Source organism: Limisalsivibrio acetivorans, from assembly GCF_000421105.1.
GTDB classification, from domain to species: Bacteria; Chrysiogenota; Deferribacteres; order Deferribacterales; family Geovibrionaceae; genus Limisalsivibrio; species Limisalsivibrio acetivorans.
Map to the genome: position 1 here is coordinate 721,300 of NZ_ATWF01000001.1, position 20,585 is coordinate 741,884.

At 48.0% G+C, this 20,585-nt stretch carries 19 protein-coding genes and 1 tRNA gene; 5 read left to right on the forward strand and 15 right to left on the reverse strand.

The genetic code is table 11. The features are described from left to right. Positions 1-37: 37 nt before the first annotated feature. Positions 38-364, reverse strand: coding sequence for a hypothetical protein (locus K300_RS0103445; RefSeq protein ID WP_155827555.1), 327 nt, complete (start codon positions 362-364; stop codon positions 38-40). Between the two features lie 104 nt (positions 365-468). On the opposite strand from K300_RS0103445, the gene K300_RS0103450 reads away from it, so the two are divergent. Beyond that, complete coding sequence (locus K300_RS0103450) at positions 469-1,557, forward strand: PQQ-dependent sugar dehydrogenase (protein ID WP_081646868.1); 1,089 nt, start codon at positions 469-471, stop codon at positions 1,555-1,557. A gap of 171 nt (positions 1,558-1,728) precedes the next feature. Here K300_RS0103450 and K300_RS0103455 read toward each other — a convergent pair whose 3' ends face one another. Together K300_RS0103455 and K300_RS0103460 are read right to left on the reverse strand one after the other, a co-directional pair. Further along, complete coding sequence (locus K300_RS0103455; protein WP_022850273.1) at positions 1,729-2,028, reverse strand: HigA family addiction module antitoxin; 300 nt, start codon at positions 2,026-2,028, stop codon at positions 1,729-1,731. 9 nt (positions 2,029-2,037) lie between these two features. Then, on the reverse strand, positions 2,038-2,319 hold the full coding sequence (locus tag K300_RS0103460) for a type II toxin-antitoxin system RelE/ParE family toxin (RefSeq protein ID WP_026836271.1): 282 nt from the start codon (positions 2,317-2,319) through the stop codon (positions 2,038-2,040). 95 nt (positions 2,320-2,414) lie between these two features. Between K300_RS0103460 and K300_RS0103465 the strand changes: the two genes are divergently transcribed. Beyond that, positions 2,415-2,702, forward strand: coding sequence for a hypothetical protein (locus K300_RS0103465; protein WP_022850275.1), 288 nt, complete (start codon positions 2,415-2,417; stop codon positions 2,700-2,702). Between the two features lie 193 nt (positions 2,703-2,895). On the opposite strand, the gene K300_RS0103470 is transcribed toward K300_RS0103465, so the two are convergent. The 3 genes from K300_RS0103470 to mobA form a co-directional block, all read right to left on the reverse strand. Continuing rightward, positions 2,896-2,969, reverse strand: a tRNA-Arg gene (locus K300_RS0103470). A 95-nt stretch (positions 2,970-3,064) separates the two neighbouring features. Next, a complete protein-coding gene (locus K300_RS0103475; protein WP_022850276.1) occupies positions 3,065-3,994 on the reverse strand; it encodes a DHH family phosphoesterase in 930 nt (309 codons plus the stop codon). A 47-nt stretch (positions 3,995-4,041) separates the two neighbouring features. Continuing rightward, positions 4,042-4,620 carry a molybdenum cofactor guanylyltransferase gene (gene mobA / locus K300_RS0103480; RefSeq protein ID WP_081646869.1) on the reverse strand — a complete coding sequence of 193 codons (579 nt, stop codon included), beginning with the start codon at positions 4,618-4,620 and terminating at the stop codon, positions 4,042-4,044. Positions 4,621-4,711: 91 nt separating this feature from the next. On the opposite strand from mobA, the gene K300_RS0103485 reads away from it, so the two are divergent. The 3 genes from K300_RS0103485 (at position 4,712) to K300_RS0103500 (ending at position 8,991) form a co-directional block, all read left to right on the forward strand. Beyond that, positions 4,712-5,974, forward strand: coding sequence for an ATP-binding protein (locus tag K300_RS0103485; protein ID WP_022850278.1), 1,263 nt, complete (start codon positions 4,712-4,714; stop codon positions 5,972-5,974). After that, positions 5,971-7,278 (forward strand): sigma-54-dependent transcriptional regulator, encoded by a 1,308-nt coding sequence (locus K300_RS0103490; protein ID WP_022850279.1) that lies wholly within the window; start codon positions 5,971-5,973, stop codon positions 7,276-7,278. The genes K300_RS0103485 and K300_RS0103490 overlap by 4 nt, the downstream gene beginning before the upstream one ends. Positions 7,279-7,557: 279 nt before the next feature. Further along, positions 7,558-8,991 (forward strand): aminotransferase-like domain-containing protein, encoded by a 1,434-nt coding sequence (locus K300_RS0103500; protein ID WP_022850281.1) that lies wholly within the window; start codon positions 7,558-7,560, stop codon positions 8,989-8,991. 177 nt (positions 8,992-9,168) lie between these two features. On the opposite strand, the gene K300_RS0103505 is transcribed toward K300_RS0103500, so the two are convergent. From K300_RS0103505 to K300_RS15940, 9 genes are all read right to left on the reverse strand, one after another. Further along, positions 9,169-10,359 carry a rhodanese-like domain-containing protein gene (locus tag K300_RS0103505; protein ID WP_022850282.1) on the reverse strand — a complete coding sequence of 397 codons (1,191 nt, stop codon included), beginning with the start codon at positions 10,357-10,359 and terminating at the stop codon, positions 9,169-9,171. Positions 10,360-10,830: 471 nt separating this feature from the next. Continuing rightward, complete coding sequence (gene nrfD / locus K300_RS0103510; RefSeq protein WP_022850283.1) at positions 10,831-12,042, reverse strand: NrfD/PsrC family molybdoenzyme membrane anchor subunit; 1,212 nt, start codon at positions 12,040-12,042, stop codon at positions 10,831-10,833. An 11-nt stretch (positions 12,043-12,053) separates the two neighbouring features. Continuing rightward, entirely contained in the window at positions 12,054-12,608 is a 555-nt protein-coding gene (locus tag K300_RS0103515; RefSeq protein ID WP_022850284.1) for a 4Fe-4S dicluster domain-containing protein, read from the reverse strand. Positions 12,609-12,626: 18 nt separating this feature from the next. Beyond that, on the reverse strand, positions 12,627-14,945 hold the full coding sequence (locus tag K300_RS0103520) for a molybdopterin-containing oxidoreductase family protein (protein WP_022850285.1): 2,319 nt from the start codon (positions 14,943-14,945) through the stop codon (positions 12,627-12,629). 293 nt (positions 14,946-15,238) lie between these two features. Beyond that, positions 15,239-17,275: a DUF3373 domain-containing protein gene (locus tag K300_RS0103525; RefSeq protein ID WP_022850286.1), complete on the reverse strand. Its 2,037-nt coding sequence runs from the start codon at positions 17,273-17,275 to the stop codon at positions 15,239-15,241. 81 nt (positions 17,276-17,356) lie between these two features. Further along, the gene (locus K300_RS0103530) at positions 17,357-17,689 is read right to left on the reverse strand and encodes a hypothetical protein (RefSeq protein WP_022850287.1); all 333 of its coding nucleotides are present in this window, start codon (positions 17,687-17,689) and stop codon (positions 17,357-17,359) included. A 46-nt stretch (positions 17,690-17,735) separates the two neighbouring features. Then, a complete protein-coding gene (locus K300_RS0103535) occupies positions 17,736-18,422 on the reverse strand; it encodes a TorD/DmsD family molecular chaperone (protein WP_022850288.1) in 687 nt (228 codons plus the stop codon). A 275-nt stretch (positions 18,423-18,697) separates the two neighbouring features. Then, entirely contained in the window at positions 18,698-19,999 is a 1,302-nt protein-coding gene (locus K300_RS0103540; protein WP_022850289.1) for an NAD(P)/FAD-dependent oxidoreductase, read from the reverse strand. Next, positions 19,996-20,571: a c-type cytochrome gene (locus tag K300_RS15940; protein WP_022850290.1), complete on the reverse strand. Its 576-nt coding sequence runs from the start codon at positions 20,569-20,571 to the stop codon at positions 19,996-19,998. Before K300_RS15940 ends, K300_RS0103540 begins: the two co-directional genes overlap by 4 nt. Positions 20,572-20,585: the final 14 nt, after the last annotated feature.

Here is a 20,585-nt window from a genome sequence, read left to right on the forward strand (position 1 = left end):
AATAGTAACAAAAAGAAATTACTTTACCAAATATAAACTATCCCTCTCCCCTTTTTTTCATGTACATCTTAATGAGTTTCACGATGGGGAGGAACACTGCAAAATGGTACATAATGAAGCCAAGACCTGCTGTCATGGCATATTCGCTAAGGTTCTGCATGAAATCCCCCGTGTCAGGAAACTCCGCCAAACCGGGAAGAAGGGCATTGATTGTAGCTATATAGGCAAGAACGGAAGCGAGAAGGGTAAGACCGTTTATGATAGAGGGCGGAAGACTGCTTCCGGGGAGATCCTTGCCGCAGTCGGGACACTCTGCACCCATATATGTTTTTCCGCACTTCGGGCATTTATCCAGATTGCTCATAAATAATGAATAGCACAAAACAGATGAATTCTTAATATCTTTCTTTCATCAGTCGGGGTGGAAATCTCAGATATCTCTATTATCCTTTGAGTATGGGGGTAGATATGAGAGTTTTACTTACAATTTTGAGTTTATTAATCAGCATAACAGCTTACGCCGAAAAGCCCGATTTCGCAGTCGACATGCCCGATGGATTCAGTATAGAGATATTCGCCGATGATCTCCCCGGTGCGAGAAGTATGGTTATGGGTGATGAGGGAACCCTTTTTGTCGGCTCTAGAGGAGCCGGGAACGTTTATGCGGTTCGTGACACGGATGGAGACGGCACGGCGGATAAGAAATGGGTCATCGCTGAGGGGCTGAACTCCCCCAACGGCACTGCTTTCCGCAACGGGAGCCTGTATATAGGCGAGATCCACCGCATTATCCGTTTCGACAACATCGAGGATAGGCTCGATAACCCGCCTGAGCCAGTTGTTGTATATGATGAGCTCCCAAATGATGACTGGCACGGCTGGAAATACATTTCCTTCGGCCCGGACGGCAGGCTCTACATACCTGTCGGCGCACCTTGCAACGTATGCGATGAGGGGCACCCCTTCGCCGCACTGCATAGTATAAAGCCGGACGGAACAGACTTCCGCACCGAGGCCACAGGTATACGAAACACCGTAGGCTTCGACTGGAATCCGAAGACGGGAACGTTGTGGTTCACCGACAACGGGAGAGACTGGCTCGGCGACACCCTCCCCCCCGATGAACTGAACAGGATCAAGGGTGAAAACACCGATTTCGGCTATCCATACTGCTACGGCGACGGGGTTAAGGATCCCGCTTTTAGTACGGATAAAGACTGCACAAAGACGGTCTATCCGCAGGTTAACCTCACAGCCCATGTTGCGGCACTCGGCATGAAATTTTACGACGGCGATATGTTCCCCGAGGAATACAGAGGCGGAATATTCTTTGCCATGCACGGCTCATGGAACCGTAGCACGAAGGTGGGCTATAAGGTTTATTTCGTAAAGGTGGAGAACGATAAGGCAGTCAGCCATAAAGACTTCGCCACGGGGTGGCTCGATGACGGCTATGTTAACGGACGGCCAGTGGACATCTTCATAATGCCCGACGGCTCCATGCTAGTCTCAGACGACAAGGCGGGGCAGATATACCGGATAGAATACGGGGGTTGATGGGATGCACTCTCTAAGCAATCTCACATAAAAGCTTTTAAAAACCTGATTAAATAAACTCTGTCTTACATATCCAGAGTTATACTTTCTAAGAGCTATTTAGAAGTTTCTTTTGGGCACCAAAGCATCTTCAATCCTTGGCATTTATGTATAAGTTAGCAAATGTCGACTCTAAACCGCCGCTGGCTTTATATGACTTACATCAACAGATTGCCTAGCTTTTTGAAGGTCGTATGACATCTGAAGGTTAAGCCAGAGCTCTGGAGTTGTACTGAAGAACTTTCCCAGTCTTACAGCAACCTCAGGGGTTACTCCTCTGCGCTTGTTGCATATCTGGTTGACAGTGCGGAAAGAAACACCGATAGACTCGGCAAGTTTTTTCTGCGTAAGCCCTTCAGTTTCATCAATATACAGCTCTTTTAGGATCTCGCCGGGGTGGCTTTTGCTTCTATTCACATTTATACGCTCCATATCAGCCTCCTAATGATAGTCGATTATCTTTACATCAAAGGCGTTTTCATCCTCAAAACGGAAAATGATTCGCCATTGCTTATTTATACTTATGCTCCAAAAGTCCTTAAGATCCCCTGACAGCTTATGAAGCCTCCGTCCTCCCAGGGCACCAAGGTCTTCCACCACAGAAGTCTCATCTAAAAGGTCGAGCATAAGCACTGCCTTTTGCATAATCTCCTGAGGAAACTTTTTGCTGTAACCATCAACATAAAGCCTCCTTGTTTCTTTATCAGCAAAATTGACTATCATAATTGAAAATATAACCATACTGGTTATATGTCAACAGGTATACGGGAACTAAAAAAGCATTTAAATGCTTGTAAACTATAACTGGAGGATTACAAATGGACGCTGACAGCATCAATACAATAGTGCGAATATTCAATGAGAATAACACCACAAGCAAGGAGAATATCATAATCAATATCTATGCTAACACATCAATATGTAGTAAGGCACAACGCCTTATAGATGATATTAGGGTACATCTGGACAGGATCTCCCGCTCTGAGCTGTGGCTCAGAGAATCATGGCAACGAGAATCAGGCGAGCTCTACCCAACGCTTGATGCATGCTCATACGACGAGTTTTGCATCCTCTACTCGTTCGCGACATCATTTCAGCAGGGCTGAATGCAATGTTAAATTGAATATATGATTTTATCACTTTGTTATCAGCCATATATAAAGATTGGCAACAATTGTTTATAACATCTAATAACAATATGAAGTGTAAAAAATTCCATGACATGCAAGGTGGGTAATAGGTGGGTAAAAATAAAGAAGCGGGTTCCGGCATATGAACCGAAACCCGCTTCTGTCTAAGCGCGCCTGGGAGGAGTCGAACCCCCAACCTTTTGATCCGTAGTCAAACGCTCTATCCAATTGAGCTACAGGCGCATCAGGGAAAGTATAATTATAGAAGTTTTGCCTATTTTGCAAGGACTTTTTTAAGAAAATTTCCCATAGCCAAAACATCTTTGCCGTTATAACACTCAGCCGTCTTTGTTGATCTCCTCTATGAGTTCCTTGAGAATCTCCTCTGCCCTGTCGTTTGAGACCTGACAGGTTCCGGCATTCTCGTGCCCTCCCCCGCCATAGCGGAGCATAAGGTCGCCGATATTCGTATTCGATGAACGGTTTACGATGGATTTACCCACTGCAAAAACCGTATTCTGCTTCTTGAGCCCCCAAAGAACATGGATAGATATGTTCTGCTCGGGGAAAAGTGCATATATCATGAAGCGGTTACCCGCATAGATCGTTTCTTCCTCACGCAGGTCCAGCACAACAAGATTGCCGTGTACCGTACTGCATCTCTTTATCTGCTCACGGAAAAGCTTCTCATGCTCGAAGTAAAGCTCCACTCGCTCCTTAACGTCCGGATGGCTCATGATCTCCTCGATGGTCATATCCTTACAGTGATCTATGAGGTCCATCATAAGATTGTAGTTCGATATCCTGAACTCACGGAAGCGCCCAAGCCCCGTTCTCGCATCCATAAGGAAGTTCAGCAGGACCCATCCCTTCGGCTCGAGGATCTCCTCCATGGTAAACTGTGCGGAGTCACCCTTGTCCACAGCCTCCATCATATCATCGCTGATACCGGGAAACTTATCCTTACCGCCGTAATAGTTGTATACAACCCTTGCCGCAGAGGGCGCATCCGGATCTATTATATGATTATCCTTCTCCTCTCCAACACGCACTGTCTCGCTGGAATGGTGGTCAAAGGCCATATAAACACCTTCGACATAAGGAAGGTTTGTGGTTATATCTTTGCTTGTAACCTCAACCTTGCCATCCTGCATATCCTTCGGGTGAACAAACTTGATATCATCAATAATATCGAGGTCTTTCAGCAATACTCCGCAAACTAGACCGTCAAAATCGCTCCTCGTAATAAGCCTGTACTTTTCTGCCATTTAATCACCTCATGTGTTTGCATCTTATAAATAATACCACAAAGGAATCAGTTTCCGAGAAGTTTCCCCATATCCTCTTCGGTATTTATATTCCCAAGAACCCTTGTGCCACCTTCGAAGCGGGCGAAATAGTCATCCCCAAGCCAGCAGACGTTCATATCCTTTAGTGCCTGAAACATGCGGAAGTTCCCATCATTAAAAAAACGTCTAAGTACACCGAGTGCCGAAGGGGCATAAACACCGTGGAGAGGATGCACCTTCCCCTCAACATCGGGGATAACCGCATCGTACCCTTCGATATACTCAAACATCCCTTCGGCGGTGAAGCCGTTTACCATAGGGGAGTCCGCAGAAACTATGAAAACAGGCTCCGAAACGTTCTCAAGGGCTGTTATAACCCCCGTCATGGGGCACTGCTGGGCATTGCCGTCCAGTATGCGCCCCTCCACAGGGATACCGCTGTATTTCTCGATATCCTTGGCGACTATATAGGTTCTGAAACCTGATTGAACCAGATTATCCGCCGTTGTTCCTATTACTGTGGAACCTCTGAACGGTGCCAGTGTTTTATCCGAACCAAAGCGCCGGCTCATGCCGCCGGCAAGTATCATCGCTTTATGTCTCATACATAAAGAGATAACACCGCACACGCTCAACCGCAACGGTGTTATTGCAATTTGCTGTGAAAAGACTAAAATTCATTACAGCGGAGGCGCAATGAACGATAAAGGAATAAACTATGCGGGCAGGCTGAGGATTATACTCATCGCTGTTATTCTCCTGAACCTCGTCCATGCTGTTATACATATAGGCTCATACAGAAAAAGCATAACCTACCACGAGCGAACCCTCGTGACCATAGGCGTAAATACACTCCGCTCCTTTGAGGGGGGTCGAAGGGCATTTATGGGAAACCGGTTCGCCGGAACAGAGAGGCTCACACGCTTCGCCCAGACCATTGCGGCAAACGGAGCCATCCTGAACATGGTGCTCTATACGCCCGACGGAGAGGTTCTGATAAACCCCTACCCTGAGAGAACACCAGAACTCCGCACAGACATCAAGGATATAAACAGCTTCAATACGGATCAGGGTATGGTCATGTATTCCAACTTCAACATAATGCACCCCCGCAGGGGCATGATGCACGGCAGACCCTCCCAGGAGAACATGAAGGAGGTTATCGCCGCCCTCGTAATCGATGACACGCCCCTTAGGGATGCTAAGAAGCAGATGTATACAGGATTAGTGCAGATACTCCTGATCATGGCCCTGCTCGTAGCGGCATACCTCTTCGCCATACGTTTCATCAAGCTCAATACAAAACAGACCGAAAGGCTCAAAAGCGCCGAGCAGGAGGCGGAGATGGGCCGAATGTCCCAGGTGCTTGCCCATGAGATAAAGAACCCTCTCAGCACTATCTCAGGCCTTGTGGACTATGCAAAGGGGAAGGTTGGGGATGAATCCATCTCAGATGTGCTCAGCAGAAGCTCATCTGAGATAAAGCGGCTGAACACCATCGTAAACGACTTCCTCACCTACGGGCGTGAGCTATATATAAACAAGAAAGAAACGGATATGCTGAGCCTTGCGGAGAAATCCGCCGTACTCCTCGAGATGGACGCCTCAAACAGGGATGTATTCATCGATGTTAAAGGTGTTAACACGAAGATAAACGCCGACCCGGACCGTATGCTCCAGGTGCTGTTCAACCTCCTGCATAATGCAGTGCACGCAAGCCCCGAGGGTAGCGTTGTAAACCTTGAGATATACGAACAGAAGCTCTGCATAACAAACGAAACGGACGGAAGCGAGATTGACAAAAACAAGCTTTTCGAGCCCTTCTATACAACCAAAACAAGGGGTAGCGGGCTTGGACTTGCAGTGGTAAAACGTATATGCTCCCTTCACGGTTTCGGCGTAAAAGTTACACATATATCACCCTTCAGGGTGGAAATAGATTTTGGTGAAGGATCATGATCAACAGAATACTCATTGTGGATGACGAAGAGAACCACAGGCTGATGCTTAAGCTCCATCTAAAGGACAGGGGCTATGAAATCGAAGAGGCGGTTAACGGCGCCGATGCGCTCACCAAACTGGGGGATACACTCCCCGATCTTATCTTGCTGGACATGAAGATGGACATCATGGACGGGCTAACCTTCCTGAACCATCTGAGCCGCAAAGGGATACGTATCCCCGTTATTATGATAACAGCCTTCTCCAGCGTTAAAACAGCTGTGGAAGCGATGAAGCTGGGCGCTGAGGACTACATGACCAAACCGGTGGATATCGACTCACTACTTGAGAATATCGAGCGGATCTCCGGTTCTGTACAGGCGGAGGGGATCCCCTATACCGAGGATTACGAGTTCGGTGGTGTTTATTCAGCAGACGGTCTTGGGAGCATCATAGAACAGCTAAAGATGGTGGCACCGCTGGATGCAACAGTTCTAATATTAGGCGAATCGGGAACGGGTAAAGAGCTGATAGCACGCTCTATACATGATAACTCACCCAGAAAGGACGGCAACTTCGTTGCTGTAAACTGTGCGGCATTATCGGAAAACCTCATAGAGAGCGAGCTCTTCGGTCACATGAAGGGTTCGTTCACAGGAGCCTCTGCGAATAAGGAGGGGCGGTTTGAGACTGCGGATAACGGAACCATATTTCTGGATGAAATAGGCGAACTCCCCCAACAGGTTCAGGCGAAGCTTCTACGTGTTCTGCAGGAGCGGACCTTCGAGCGTGTGGGTGGAACAAAAACTCTGAAAACCAATGCAAGGATAATCGCGGCGACCAATAAGGATCTTAAAACCATCTCACAGAAAGGTGAATTCAGGGAGGATCTTTATTTCAGACTCTCCGTCTTCCCCGTGGAGCTTCCTCCGCTCAGGGAGAGGACGCAGGAGATCGAGCCCTTAGTCAAGTTCTTCATCGAGAAATACTCAGAACGTTTCGGCAAGCTAATCAAAGGTGCGGATAAAAGCTATATAGACAAACTTAAAGGCTACAGCTTTCCGGGGAATATCAGGGAGTTGGAAAATATTGTAGAGCGGAGCATCATCCTTTCCAAATCTGAGAAACTGGGAACCGAGACGCTACCAGACTTCAAGGGATCCCACAAGGGTGTAAGCTCCAGTTTGGATATGAAATCAAACGAGCGTGAGCTTATCGTAAAGGCCCTTGAGAAAACAGAAGGGAACAAGACAAGGGCCGCAGAGATCCTTGGAATATCACGCAGAACACTCCACTCCAAACTTAAGGAGTACGATATCTAACCACCTCTGTTATACCTCTACCAGACTATTATAATATAACAGCCTAAAAGAGTGAAACAACGGAGGCAGCGGCGAAAAGACCGAGCAAAGCTGCGCTAACGGCAAAAATGCCTATCCTGACTTCGAGTATCTCGTTTCTATATGCCTTTTTTCCAGTCATGACAGCCTCCTTTTCCATACAATCGTCCGTCCTTGGTTTATGTTTACAATATACATCTTCTGGACTAGAATAACAGACACAGATAACAGATATTTTGGTATAACAGATGTGGAGAAACTATGGACAGAAAGGAAGGGAAATACCTCTACGAAGAGATACAGGATATAATTCTGGAGCTTGTCAAGAAGGGTGAGCTCAAGGCGGGTGAGAAGGTGCCCTCTCTAAGGAGTATGTCTAAAAAGCTTAATACAAGCGTTACGACTGTAATGAAGGCATATATGGAGCTTGAGCGTAAAGGGTTTCTGGAATCACGCCCGAAGTCGGGCTACTTCCTTAAGGATGCAGAGGTTAAGACACTTCCACTCCCCGATGCCACAACACCAATCCCCGAGCCGAACCCTGTGAGCAAGTTTGACCTCGTTCTACAGCTGTACTACTCCATGGGGAGCCGTGACAGCGTATGCCTGAATGTGGCGGAGCCCCATTTCGAGCTTGTCCCCTCCGACGAGCTTGCAAGGATCATGAAAAAAGCCATATCATCAACACCTAACCACAATGCATACGAATTCATGGGAGGCCAGCCGGAGCTGAAAAGACAGATCGCCTACCATATGCTCAGCTATAACACACGGGTACAGCCGGACAGGATGATGATAACAAACGGCTCCTCCGAGGCTCTATTCATAGCACTCACTATCCTCGCTCGCCCCGGCGATTCTGTTATAGTCGAATCCCCCTGCTTCTTCGGCTACCTCAATACACTCCACGCCCTCGGCATATACGCCCTTGAGATACCCACACACCCCGACAAGGGGATGGATCTTGATGCGCTGGAGCAGTCACTGAACAGATACGATGTGAAGGCCTGCATAACCCAGACAAACTTCAACAATCCACTTGGATACAGCATCCCGCCGGAGAACCGTGACCGAATAGTCGAGATGTGCAGCAAAAGCGGTGTGCCCATAATAGAAGAGGACATATACGGCGACCTCCCCCACGATGGTAAACGCCCTGACACCCTCCTCTCAAGGGACTACGACAACGTTATTTACATATCATCGTTTTCAAAAACCCTAGCACCTGGCTACAGGGTGGGATGGCTGTATTCCGAACGGTACTACACACCTATATTCCGCTACAAGACATCCACAACAGTGGATACCGTCCGCCCTACCCAGCTTGCCATTGCGGAGTTTATGGCCTCCGGCAAGTACGCAAGACACCTTGAGAAGTTCAGAAACGTATGCGCATCAAACGTTTCTCTTTTCAGCATGGCTATCTCAAAATACTTCCCCGAAGGAACAAGAATAACACGCCCCAAGGGTGGATTCATACTCTGGGTGGAGCTCCCGAAAGGGGTAGACACCCTTAATATCTACCGCAGAGCCGCCCACGAACGCATACATATTGCTCCTGGTACGATATTCTCATCACAGGACAGGTACTCAAACTGTATGCGGCTGAATTGTGCAGTTCCGTGGAATGAGAGGACGGAGAGCGCCCTCAAAAGGCTAGGCGAACTTGGAAAGGCTGAAATAGCTGGAAAGTAGCTGATCAATAGCACACAAGAGCATTTTCTTTTAAGGATTATCACCAAAGTTCCACAAACAGCTTGGAACACCCTAAAGATGAAGTAACCTGAAATTGCACTAATTACTCTCTGAGTGTATACATAAAAAAAGGCTCCCTTACGGGAGCCTTTTTTATATCCAACTTAAGTAGATAGCTTACTGAACGGTGCACTGACCGGAGTCGAAGCTGATCTGAGCGTCAAGGAAGTATACTCTTTCCATGGGAATGCCGCAGTCTTCAACGAGGCCGTAGTACATCTCACCAGCTCTACCGCCGGATGCGCAGTGAAGAACAAGGATTCCGCTATCGGGAAGCTGGCTCTTAACCTTCTCACAGCCGTTATCTTCGTAGATCTGGTTTACGTGAACGTTCTTAGAACCTTCAAGGTGACCTGACTGGTATTCCTGAGCGGAACGTACATCGATGATATGGATGTTGTCGGGTCTGCTTGCGGGGTCGATAAGAGTTCTGAAGTAGTCCTTAGTGATAACACCCTGCTCGCCAGTTGTGGGAACAGCAGCATCGCCGGAACCGCCTGCAGCCTTCTTAACAGCAGCCTTGTCCATGGGTCCGCCCATCTTCTTCCACTCGGGAAGTCCGCCTGCGTATACAACAACCTTCTTGTATCCGAGCTTGAGGAGGTCCTTAGCTACATTGTGGGACTTAACACAGTGGTATCCGCCGCAGAAGGGTACAAGAAGCTTGTTCTTGTCAGCGGGGAGCTGGTCCTTCATCTTGTCGAAATGAGTGTCGGGGATATTGATGGAACCGGGGATAGTGCTCTGCTTGAACTTTCTGGAAGGTCTTGCATCTATGAAGATAGCCTCGTCCTTTGTCATAAGCTTCTTAGCATATTCAAAGGAGATCTCATCATAGGAACCGGACTTCTTCCATACGGGCATACCGTCAAGGTAGATCTTGATGTTGGTGTAGCCCTTGTCACGAAGCATATTAGCATCATGAAGTGACTTGATGCAGTTAACGCCGCCGCAGTAGGTAACTATGTAGTCATCTTTTGCAACTTTGTGGTCTGCAAGTGTTCCATAGTACTTCTCAAACTGAGTGTCGGGGATGAGAAGAGCTGTGGGGATGTGTGACTGGTTGTACTTTCTCTCGGGTCTAGCATCGATGAGAGTACCCCTTGATTTGTTGTAAACACCGTTGCCGACGATCTTCTTAACCTCATCGGTATCAACCAGCTCAAATCCGGCCTCTTCGATCTGCTCTGCAACGCTCTTGCCTTTAGCTCCCTCTTCGGGGCCAGCTGCAGGCTTCTGACCGCAGCCGATAACTGCCATAGAAGCCACAAGAACAAGTACTACCATAAGTCTGCTAATTACACGCATACATACCTCCATTTTTGTTTCGGGCTGACATGCCCGATACTTTTATAACAATATTTTATTCAAATAACCTGAATTTTTAAAATGGTCCTTGAATAAATCTTTATATCTCCCATACATATACATATAGGTATATTTGTATTTTCTAATATACCATATTTCTTATATATGTTTCTGCGCAATATCTTTATACCATGGTTATATTATCTTATTTTATACTTTTTTACAATTTTAAATTTGAATAACAAAGCATTTTTTTATAACTTTTTTAATCTCCATAAAGAAACAAATCTGTATATATATAAATGACTAATGGACTATATTTATTCTATTCTTCATTCCTATAAGTTGTGTAGTGTTACTATTTTTTCACCTATCATAAGATCGTTTCTGTAAGTTTTGTAAAGACACGTTGATCAAATGAAAAAAGGCCTCCCGAAGGAGGCCTTTTGATTACTCATAATTAATTTCCGTTTAGTGGTGGTCCTTAGTCTCAAGGTCAAGAAACTTCTCAGCAGCGAAGTAAAGCAGGAAGAACACTCCAAAACCGAGGGCAAAGATGAGCCACTCAGAAACGGAGGGGCTGTATGCAAGAAGCCCCATGGCATTAGTCTCCACACCGGAACCGGGAAGCCCTTCCCTCATGGGGGGAAGCTGACCGGCTACTACATAATTGTAGCGGGTGAAGAAAAGGCCAATAAGGAAAACAAAACCTGCCAAAGCAAGGGTTTTGGGGTTTCCTTTAGCAAACACGATAAGGACAAGGGGTATGATGATTGCAAGCCCCATCTCGCCTATCCAGAAACCTGCAGCAAGCTGACCCTTGATAAGGGAGAGTGCTGAAAGGTAAGCGTCGCCGGGCATGTTGAATATGGATGTAATCATCTTCCAGAGGTAGAGGAATATCATAACACCGATACCGCCGCCCATAAGCTTGCCGAGGGAAGCCATGGAGGGCTGGAGACGCGAGGGTACATTGAACTTATATACAATGTTGTGGATAAGTATAAGCAGTGCCGCACCGCCTGTTATACCGGAAACCACGAGGAAGGTGGAGAAGTGGATTCCATGGAACCAGGGGCGTGCGTTGAGTGAACCGAAAACAAATCCGAGGTTGCTTGTGGCAAGCACACCTACGAGGAGTGCAAGGAAGCCGGCAACAGCGGCGAGTTTGTGGTCCGCCTTGGTCTGGTTGGGCTTGAAGATAAGGAAAAGCTCAACGGCGAGGATAACAAGCTCAACACCGTAGAACATACCCATCCAGAAGATAGGAGCTTTGAAGTTGGGAGTGATCATCATGTAGATCATCTTCAACGGGTTTCCGAGCTCCATAAGGATCTGTGTGAATCCTGCAAGAAGTACAATCGTAGCGAGAACCACGATCCTTCTGCTTATCATCGCGTATTTTTCAAAACCGAAGGCATGTCCGAGTCCGCCGATGAAAGCGATTCCAGTGGAGGTAATCACGAAATAGGCGTATGTGGAGATAAGCAGCCCCCAGGAGACCTGCCTTGTTACGTTGTACATTTCCGCATGGCCATTTACGAAAACCATGATTGCTGTTATTCCGCCCACTGCACAAAGTGCAAGCCCCAAGAGTATAAAGGGGATGGCGGGTATGTCCTTGTTATAGGTAATCAAGGACTTGAGATATGACTCTTTATGAGTATCTGCTGCGTGTGCCATTAGATTACCTCCTATTTAATGTAGAACAGCCGGGGGTTAGTATTCTTTTCCGGCTTGAGCTGATAGGTGTAGTTGTCGCCAAGGAGCTTGCTTGCGTCACTTTCGGGATCATTGAGGTCGCCGAATACCCTTACCTTTGTGGGGCAGGTTTCAACACATGCGGGTTCTCTTCCTTCGGGGAGCCTGTGGTAGCAGAACGTACACTTATCGATGGCATGATGTGATTCGTTTTCGTATCTCGCATCATAGGGGCACGCAGTGATACAGGCCTTGCAGAGGATACATTTGTCGTAGTCCACAAGGACAACGCCCTCTTCCGTCTTGTAGGTAGCCTTGGTGGGGCAGACACTCTGACAGGGTGTATTCTCGCAGTGCTGACACTGTGAGGGCTGAAACTCAAGGCTGAGGTTGGGGTAAGCACCCTGAACCTCAAGCTGGGTAACCCATATCCTGTAATCGTCATCACCGGGGTGAATAACGTTCTCGAATTTGCAGGCCACGGTACAGGCCTTGCAGTTTATGCATTTCCCGGTATCCAGGACAATGCCGTATTTTTTAGTACTCATCTCTATCCTGCCTCCCTATTATGCCTTTGTGATGGTTACGAAGGTTTCGTGCATAGCAGAGTTACCGGAGATCGGCTCTATGTAGTCCTCAAGGATAGCCGCCTGTGAAGCGCCCACGTTGTAAACGAGGCTGAGGCCCTTGGAGATACGGCCGAAACCGTGCACATAGTATACGCAGTCAGGCCTGATCTTTTCTGTAACTTCGGCCTTAACCTTCTGCTCGCCCACGCTGCTCTTAACGATGACATAGTCGCCGTCGGTAATATTGAGCTTGCGTGCTTCCTGGCTGTTTATCCAGAGTGTGTTCTCCTTCTGGATCTCCCAGAGGAACTCGTTGTTCTGTGTTCCTGTGTGGGTGTTCCAGCCGTGACGTCCGAGAACGAATCTGAACTGACCTTCCTTAGGCTGTCTGGGTCTTCTGTATACGGGAAGGGGATCAAGACCTTCCTTCTCATACTTAACGTTGTACAGCTCGATCTTGCCTGTTCTGGTCTTGTATCTGGCGCCGGGCTTTCTCATCTTGCCGTATTTCGCCTTGTCAGTAAGGTAGAAGACGCCTTCTTTCATCATCTGCTCGTAGGCACCGGAGTGCTCGCTAAGCTGATATTTGATGTATTCTGTCATGGGCTTGCGAAGTATTCCGTTCACAACTCCGTCCATGAAGTATTCCATATCCTCTTCGTAGGTGTCGTCCCAGAGGGAGTCTATCTTAAGCATCTCCTCAACGATTCCACCTGTTATCTCGAACATGGACTTGGTCTTGAATACGGGCTCAACACATGGCTGGCGGAAAGTGGCTATGGGCCATATGCCGCTGAGGCTGTGTACAGGGTCCCATCTCTCAAGGTAAGTGGACTCAGGAATAACGAGGTCTGCGTAGTAGGCAGTGTCAGACATCTGTATATCCACCATAGCTATGAAGTCCATCTTATCAAGCATCTCAAGGGTCTTGGCTCTGTTGGGAACAGCCTCAATAAGGTTCTGCTTGTATACAATGAGAGCGGTTACGGGATAGGGCTCCCCCTTAAGAACTGCCTCTCTGAAGCGGAGCCAGCTGCCGTCCTTCTCGCTGAGGTATGTACAGGAATCCATGGGAAGACCGGATGCTGTCCTCTCATCTTCGGGCATCTTGTTGTCGAAGTTGCCGTAGGATTCTATATCAAGCCTGCTCTGTACAAGGTCGTAGAAGGGGAACATGATGTCGTGCTTCTCGAGGGGTACAGAGGATTTGGGAACGATACCGCCGGGGGTGTCCCAGCAGCCGCATATAGCCGTTGCAATGGCACAGGCTCTGCGGAAGTATACGTCGTTTACATACCAGGAGGTTCTTCTGCCGGGGTAAACAACGGAACGGGGAGCGTACTTTGCAAACTCTCTCGCAGTCCAGCGGATCTCCTCGGCGGAAATCTCACATTCCTTCTCCGCCCACTCGGGAGTGTACTGTTTGACATGCTCCACAAGCTCTGCAAATCCATGGGTGTATTCATCAACGAAGGCTTTGTCGTAAAGCTCTTCTTCAATGATTACATTTATCATACCAAGAACAAACGCAAGATCCGTTCCAGGTTTTACAGGATACCACTTGTCCGCCTTTGCGGCTGTGGCTGTAAAACGGGGATCGAGGACAACAAGCTGCTGACCCTTGGGCTTGTTCTTCTGGAAATCGATGGTGTCGGGTGTTACAAAGGCCTCCGCCCTGTTTGCACCGGGCATTACAACGAACATAGCGTTGAGCAGGTCTGCATCGGGGTAAACACCGTAAACAGACGACCATCCCTGAATGGTGGACGAGAGACAGAGGGTGGGGTGCCTTACTGTATTAAGGGAACCGTAGGACTGAACAAGGAAGTGGAACATCCCTTCCTGAAAACCTTCTGATGAAGCAAAGGCAACGCTTGAGCGGTTCTCATACTTCTTCTTGTTCTCTGCAAATTTCTCGGCAATTATTTTGAAGGCTTCCTCGTAGGAAATCTTCTTCCACTTGCCCTCCCCTCTCTTGCCGACGCGAAGAAGGGGTTCCTTAAGTCTTTCGGGGTTGTAGGGCTCTTCCGCACCCGCATTTCCTCTCGCACAAAGCATTGCGCGGCTCTTGAAGAACTTGGGGTTGGGGTTGAGCTTCTTGATACGACCGTTTACAACGTGTGCGTAAAACCCGCACTTGTTTACACACATCTCGCAGGAAGAGGCAACGTGCTTCTCACCCACTTCGCCGGTGGGAGCGGCTTCCTGATGTCCACCGCTGGCGACGGCTTTAAAGGTAGACAGATTACTGGCAACCATGGTTGCTGCAAGTGCGCTACCGGATGCCGCCAGAAATTTCCTACGGCTGAGCTTCATAAAATAGACCTCCTACTTTATCAATACTACCATTAGTTTACACTGTAGACACAATACACCTGTAATGTATACAGAATACAATATACATTTTTTACTTCTTTAGCAAGAAAAATTACAAATATTTAAAACATAGTATTATAGTAGACATTAATGATTTTACATATGATTCTTTCTATATTGGCTGTATCTATCTTTACAAGAGGGCTGGACGCTTTCAAACAACAGTTTACTTTAGCATAGCTGGATACATAAAAAGCCGGGGCTTTTCAACCCCGGCTCATATTTTTTAGTTATTAGAATGAGTAAGTGAAGGAGCCGTAGAACTTCTCCACCTTATCAACAACGGGCATCATCGCATGAAGTCCGTTCACATCGTTGATATCTGTGGGTGAACCCATGGGGTTACCGCTGCCGGTGTAGTCGTAGTCGAACCTCTGATAGCCAATGGTGGCGAAAAGACGGCTGCCTACAACGGGACGGTGGTAGTATACCTCGTACACACTACCGCGTGTGGCGAGCTTACTTGCTACTACGTCATCCTCTGCGCCGGTGAAGTTGATCCAGTTTTTGCTACCCTTGTTGTATTCGAAGCCGAGGCGTCCGCCAACAACGGGGATATCAGGAGTCATAACACCAACCCAGATCATGTGTCCGGATTCGCTGTCGTCAGAACCGAGAAGCTGATCCTGCTCCATAAACTGGAACATGGGGTTCTGAGACCTTCCGTCCGGATGGGTCTTACTCATGTTGTATGAAAGGAACCAGTCGAAGCCGAAGTTCTCACCCTGTGCGAGGAGTGCATGCATCTCGATGTCACCAATCTCGGAGGTGGGCTCGAACCTGGAAGCGTATCCGCCCCAGTTCGGGTTGAACTCGTACTCGTCGTAAGCACCGTCCATGTTATAATCTGTACCGGAAATGTAGTAGGGCATTGCTACAAGGCCTGTGAAACCATCGGTTACGCCGAAGCCTCTCGCATAATTGTACCAGAACTTGTACTTCTCGTCGTCATAGAACTTAACGATGAGTCCGCCGAACTCAACATCATCTACGTTGGAGTAGGATGTGAGACCGTTGTTTGCGGAAAGTGCGTTTCCGGTTCCCCACTGACCTTCGAAGCCTTTACCGTAGCAGAACTTGATGAATGAACCGGGCACCCAGTAATCGAAATCGATACCGAGTGAGCCGCCATCGAAGTTCCACTGGATAATGGAAGCGAGTGGTGAACCGCCGAGTGTGGAGAACTCGTGGTTCTCATATCCGGGGCCGTAGGTTGAGGGTCTTCTACCGAGGGAGAAGTGCCAGCCTACGTTTCCGATGTGATTTTTGTAGACGAAGTATGCTCTTTCAACGTGGAGACTGTCGTCTGAGGGAACAGAGCCGGAGTTGCCATCGAGGTACATACTTTTGAATGTGCCGTCGAAGAACTTAACCTGGCTTGTGTCACCCCACGCCTTGTACATAACAAGACGGCCGGTGAAAGAAAGATTGCTGTTTACCTTGCTGTTCAGACGGAGCCTGAACTTGTTTGTGAACATGGAGCTGTTCTCTGTGTCGTATGATCTGGGCTCTACGCCTTTGAACATAGACTTCATAACCTGAGCCTCACCGGCAGTAAGAGTTCTGTCGCTGAAGAGGTAAGAGAAGGCCATCATGTTCGCCATCTGCTGGGCCTGAGCAGCCTGCTCGGGATTGGACATATCAAGGCCGTTCATGGTGCCGACAGTTACAACGAAGTCCTGATAGTCGCTGTAGCCGTTCATGTTGGCATCCATCATCGCACCGGTCATGCCGGCGAAATCGACCATGTCATCCACCCAGTCGGACTCAACAAAGTCTGAAGGGTCTGTACCGGGGCCAACCTGTCCTACGAGAGCGCCGAAGTTCTGCTGGAACTCCTGAGCTTCGGGAGAGGTTCCCATAAGGTTGCTGTAGAGCATGCCGAAATCCTGACCATATTCGGCCATGAAAGCATCGTTCCACATGTCGGGCTGACCGGTCATACCTGTTTGATCCCAGGGAGCATCTGCGCCGCCGCCTGCAACGAGAACATCTCTGAGCCAGAGGCCCATCATGTCGTTAGCGTATGCGGGAAGAGCCTGAACATCCTTGTAGCTTACTGAATCAAGCCTTGTTCTGAGCTCTGCCTTGATGTTAACCCTGTCCACAGCCGTGTGTCTTTCGTTTTTGGATACACGCCTGCTGATGCTGTCGATATCTTCCTGAAGCTCCGCGATCTCTTTCTTCAGCTCTTCGAGTGAAGGCTCGGCCGCAAATGCCGCAGTCGATGCAACAAGCACCGCCAGAATAGCAATTAGAAACTTTTTCATTAACAACCCCCGTTAATTAAATGAAAATCAGGATGCCCCCTTTTGCGGGAGCATCCTGTTAAGTGCAATTTTTTTTAAATTTTAGCCGCAAGTTTCGGGCTGGTCGCTGTCAAGGGCGTGGCCGTGAAGATACTCGAACATATCTGCCCAGTCGCTGTCTTTAAGCGCATCAACCTCAACGCCAGCGTGAGCTTCGTCGATCTCTGCATGAGCGTTATCGAAGAATCTCTTCCACTGAGCCTGAGTCTTGGAAACGGGTGAAAGCTCAACTGCTTTACTACCGTCATGACAGGTAGTCCTGCAACTCTTTTTCCATGTTCTCTTACCCTTTCTTGCGTTTGCTGCGAAAGCAGTGGAAACTGCCATTGCAAGAAGCACTGCCACTACTACAGCTGTAAATGCCTTTCTTTTCATTAGAACACCTCCAATATTCCGGACTTTACGTCCGCTTTACCTATTTTTAATTAAATATAAGTTCTTCCAAAATGTTCTCTGTATCGTTCAGAAAACCTTTCAGAAGCATTGATGCCGTTTTATAGAATTCCGTCTCTGTTTCCGCGATAACCTTATCGGCAAAAGGGCCTGCGAAAACGGGGAAAAAATCCCTCGATACGCTCAGAAGTGTACTTAACGATCCAAGGCGGCAATCGCTGTTCTCTTCATCCGCAACCTTCTCGAGCACGAGGCCGAAAAACTCAAGCACAAGATAGACATGGTCCTCAAGCTCCTTAACGCTCTCATCACGCATGAAGCCTTCGGCCGCCATGATGTTCTTAAGACGAACCATATCATCACCCCAGAGAAGCTGTTCATCACCCATATACACAGAGGCATAGGGGGTGGCTTTAACGCCGCCGTAATCGTTGATGAAGAGCTTCACATACTCCGTCTCCATATCGATCTGCTTCCCGGGAACCAGCGCCCTGTCAGTGTATTCAGAAATGAACTCCTGGAACTCGGGGGAGTATTTATCTATGGTTTCATAAACGGTATCCTCAGGATACCTGAATATAACCGAAAGGAACATGAACACGGATGAGAGGCTTTTAAGGCCTTCCTTATCGGGCTCCGCCTTAGAGAGAATCTCTCCGGCCTTAACCGCATCCTCTTCATTGAGAGCTGACTTGAACTCTGCCATGCTGCTCATAATTAAACATTCTCCGACATTACTGCCGCATTAAAAGAAATAAACTGGGTTCTTGACATATAAACATTACCTTCTGTCTGAACTGATTTCTAATCACTATATCAACCTGCAACAAAATCGCAAGTATTTTTTGTATACAATATACAGATTTTCATATTAAGTTGAATACCAATGAAATAGTGGATTAATAACAGTATTTTATTTTGATTTTGACATATTATCTCGTTTGGACTTGAACAAAAGATTAAAAAAGCCGGGCGAACCCGGCTCTAAATCTATGTCAGCATATCGGACCATATACTTAACGTCCAGTCCCTGGCGTGCTTGCCGAAGATCTCTCTGCGATCTGGTGAGAGACCTCCACCTGTTTTCATGATACGTTTTACTGAGGGGTCATAATCGTAAACTGCTGATACAAATATCGCTTCCTCTTCGTTTATGAGGCTGTAACACGTATTTGCAAGGCTCGGAGGTAGCTGTTCCTGCCCGTTAAGGGCATAAACAACTGCCAGTGCGCATGCTTTGCCCATGCTGTTTGCAACGAAGCCCGACTTCGGAACAGGGCCCACGGATCCCGCATGGGTAGAGTCGCCGATTACATGGACATCCTTATAAACCTCCGATTCGAAGTTATATGCATTCACCTTTGCCCAACGCTCCCCTTCGGGCACAAGCCCAGCCTTATATGCGAAATCTCCTGCCTTCATAGCGGGAATGATGTTGGCTACTCCCGCCTTAAACTCACCCTTCTCGGTTTGGAGAACCTTGTTCTTCCTGTCGATACCTTTGAGGGGCGCAAGGGTTATATATTCGATAACATCGCTGTAATAAGCATTCCAGCCGTCCATAAAGAGCTTACCCTTGGAAACTATCCCGTCATTGGGATCAAGAACGATGATCTTCGAGCCCGTTTTATGGTTCTTAAGATAGTTTGCTATGAGTGATATGCGCTCATAGGGTCCGGGGGGGCATCTGTAAGGCTTAGGCGGTACGGTGAGCACAACATTCTCGCCGTTCTTCATAGCCACCAGCTTATCCCGGAGGAGTTGTGTCTGGGGTCCGGCCTTATATGCATGGGGGAAATCGTCCATGGCAGAATCCTTCCACCCCTCTATCTGGTCATACATAAAGCTGACGCCGGGGGATACGATAAGCTTGTCGTACTCCACTTTTCCTGCATCCGTAACGATGATCTTATTGGCAGGCTCAAGCCCGAGAGCCTCTGTTTTAAGGAGCTTTATGCCGTTATTTGAAGCAAGGTCGTTGTAGCTGAATGTTATATCTGAGAGTGCCTTAAACCCGCCTATAACCCAGTTGCTTGCGGGACATGAGACAAACTTGTCCAGTTTCTCTATCAATATAACCTCGATGGAAGGATCGGTGAGCTTACAGTACTTCGCAGCTGTTGTACCCCCCCAACCGGCTCCTAGTACAACAACACGCTTGCCCCCTTTGGGCATTATTATCTCTTTTTTCTTGGAGACGTTTACATCGACATTAACACATCCCGCCAGACCAACCGCACCAACGGCCGCAGCGGTTCCCTTCAGAAAAGTTCTTCTGCTTAATCTGCTCATTTGTTCCTCCCAAGTGCTGAATAATAGGCGGCAAGAGCCCTTATCTCGATCTCACTTACTTCTTGCATAACGCTCATCTCTTCGGATTTGATCTCGCCGTTCTTATAACGCTTAAGCACCTCACGGAGGTAACCCGGATTCTGGCCTGCAATCCTCGGTATCTCATCAACACCCGTGCCGTCACTCATGTGACAGTCTGCACACCCGGTATCCTCTATCAGCTCAACGGAAGCATCAACATTGAATTCCTCAAGCTTACTGTCGGAGCTGACCCACTCTTTCCCGGCGTACCATGCGCTTATGGAATCGAGCTGTTCATCGGTGTAGCCGGAGGCCATAAGGTTCATCTCAACGCTTTCGGGTCTGGCTCCCTGCTTGTAGCCAGCCATGGTTTCCTCAAGATAAACCTCGTTCTGTCCACCGATGGTGGGTATATAGTCACCGGGTGAAGCTCCGTTTGTTCCGTGGCATCCTGCACAGGTCTTCGCCATCCTCTCCCCTGTCTCATCCGCAAAGGCGGGCAGAGCGAATGCGGCAGCAAGGGCCAGCACAGCAATAATGATCTTTTTCATCCAAGCCTCCTGAA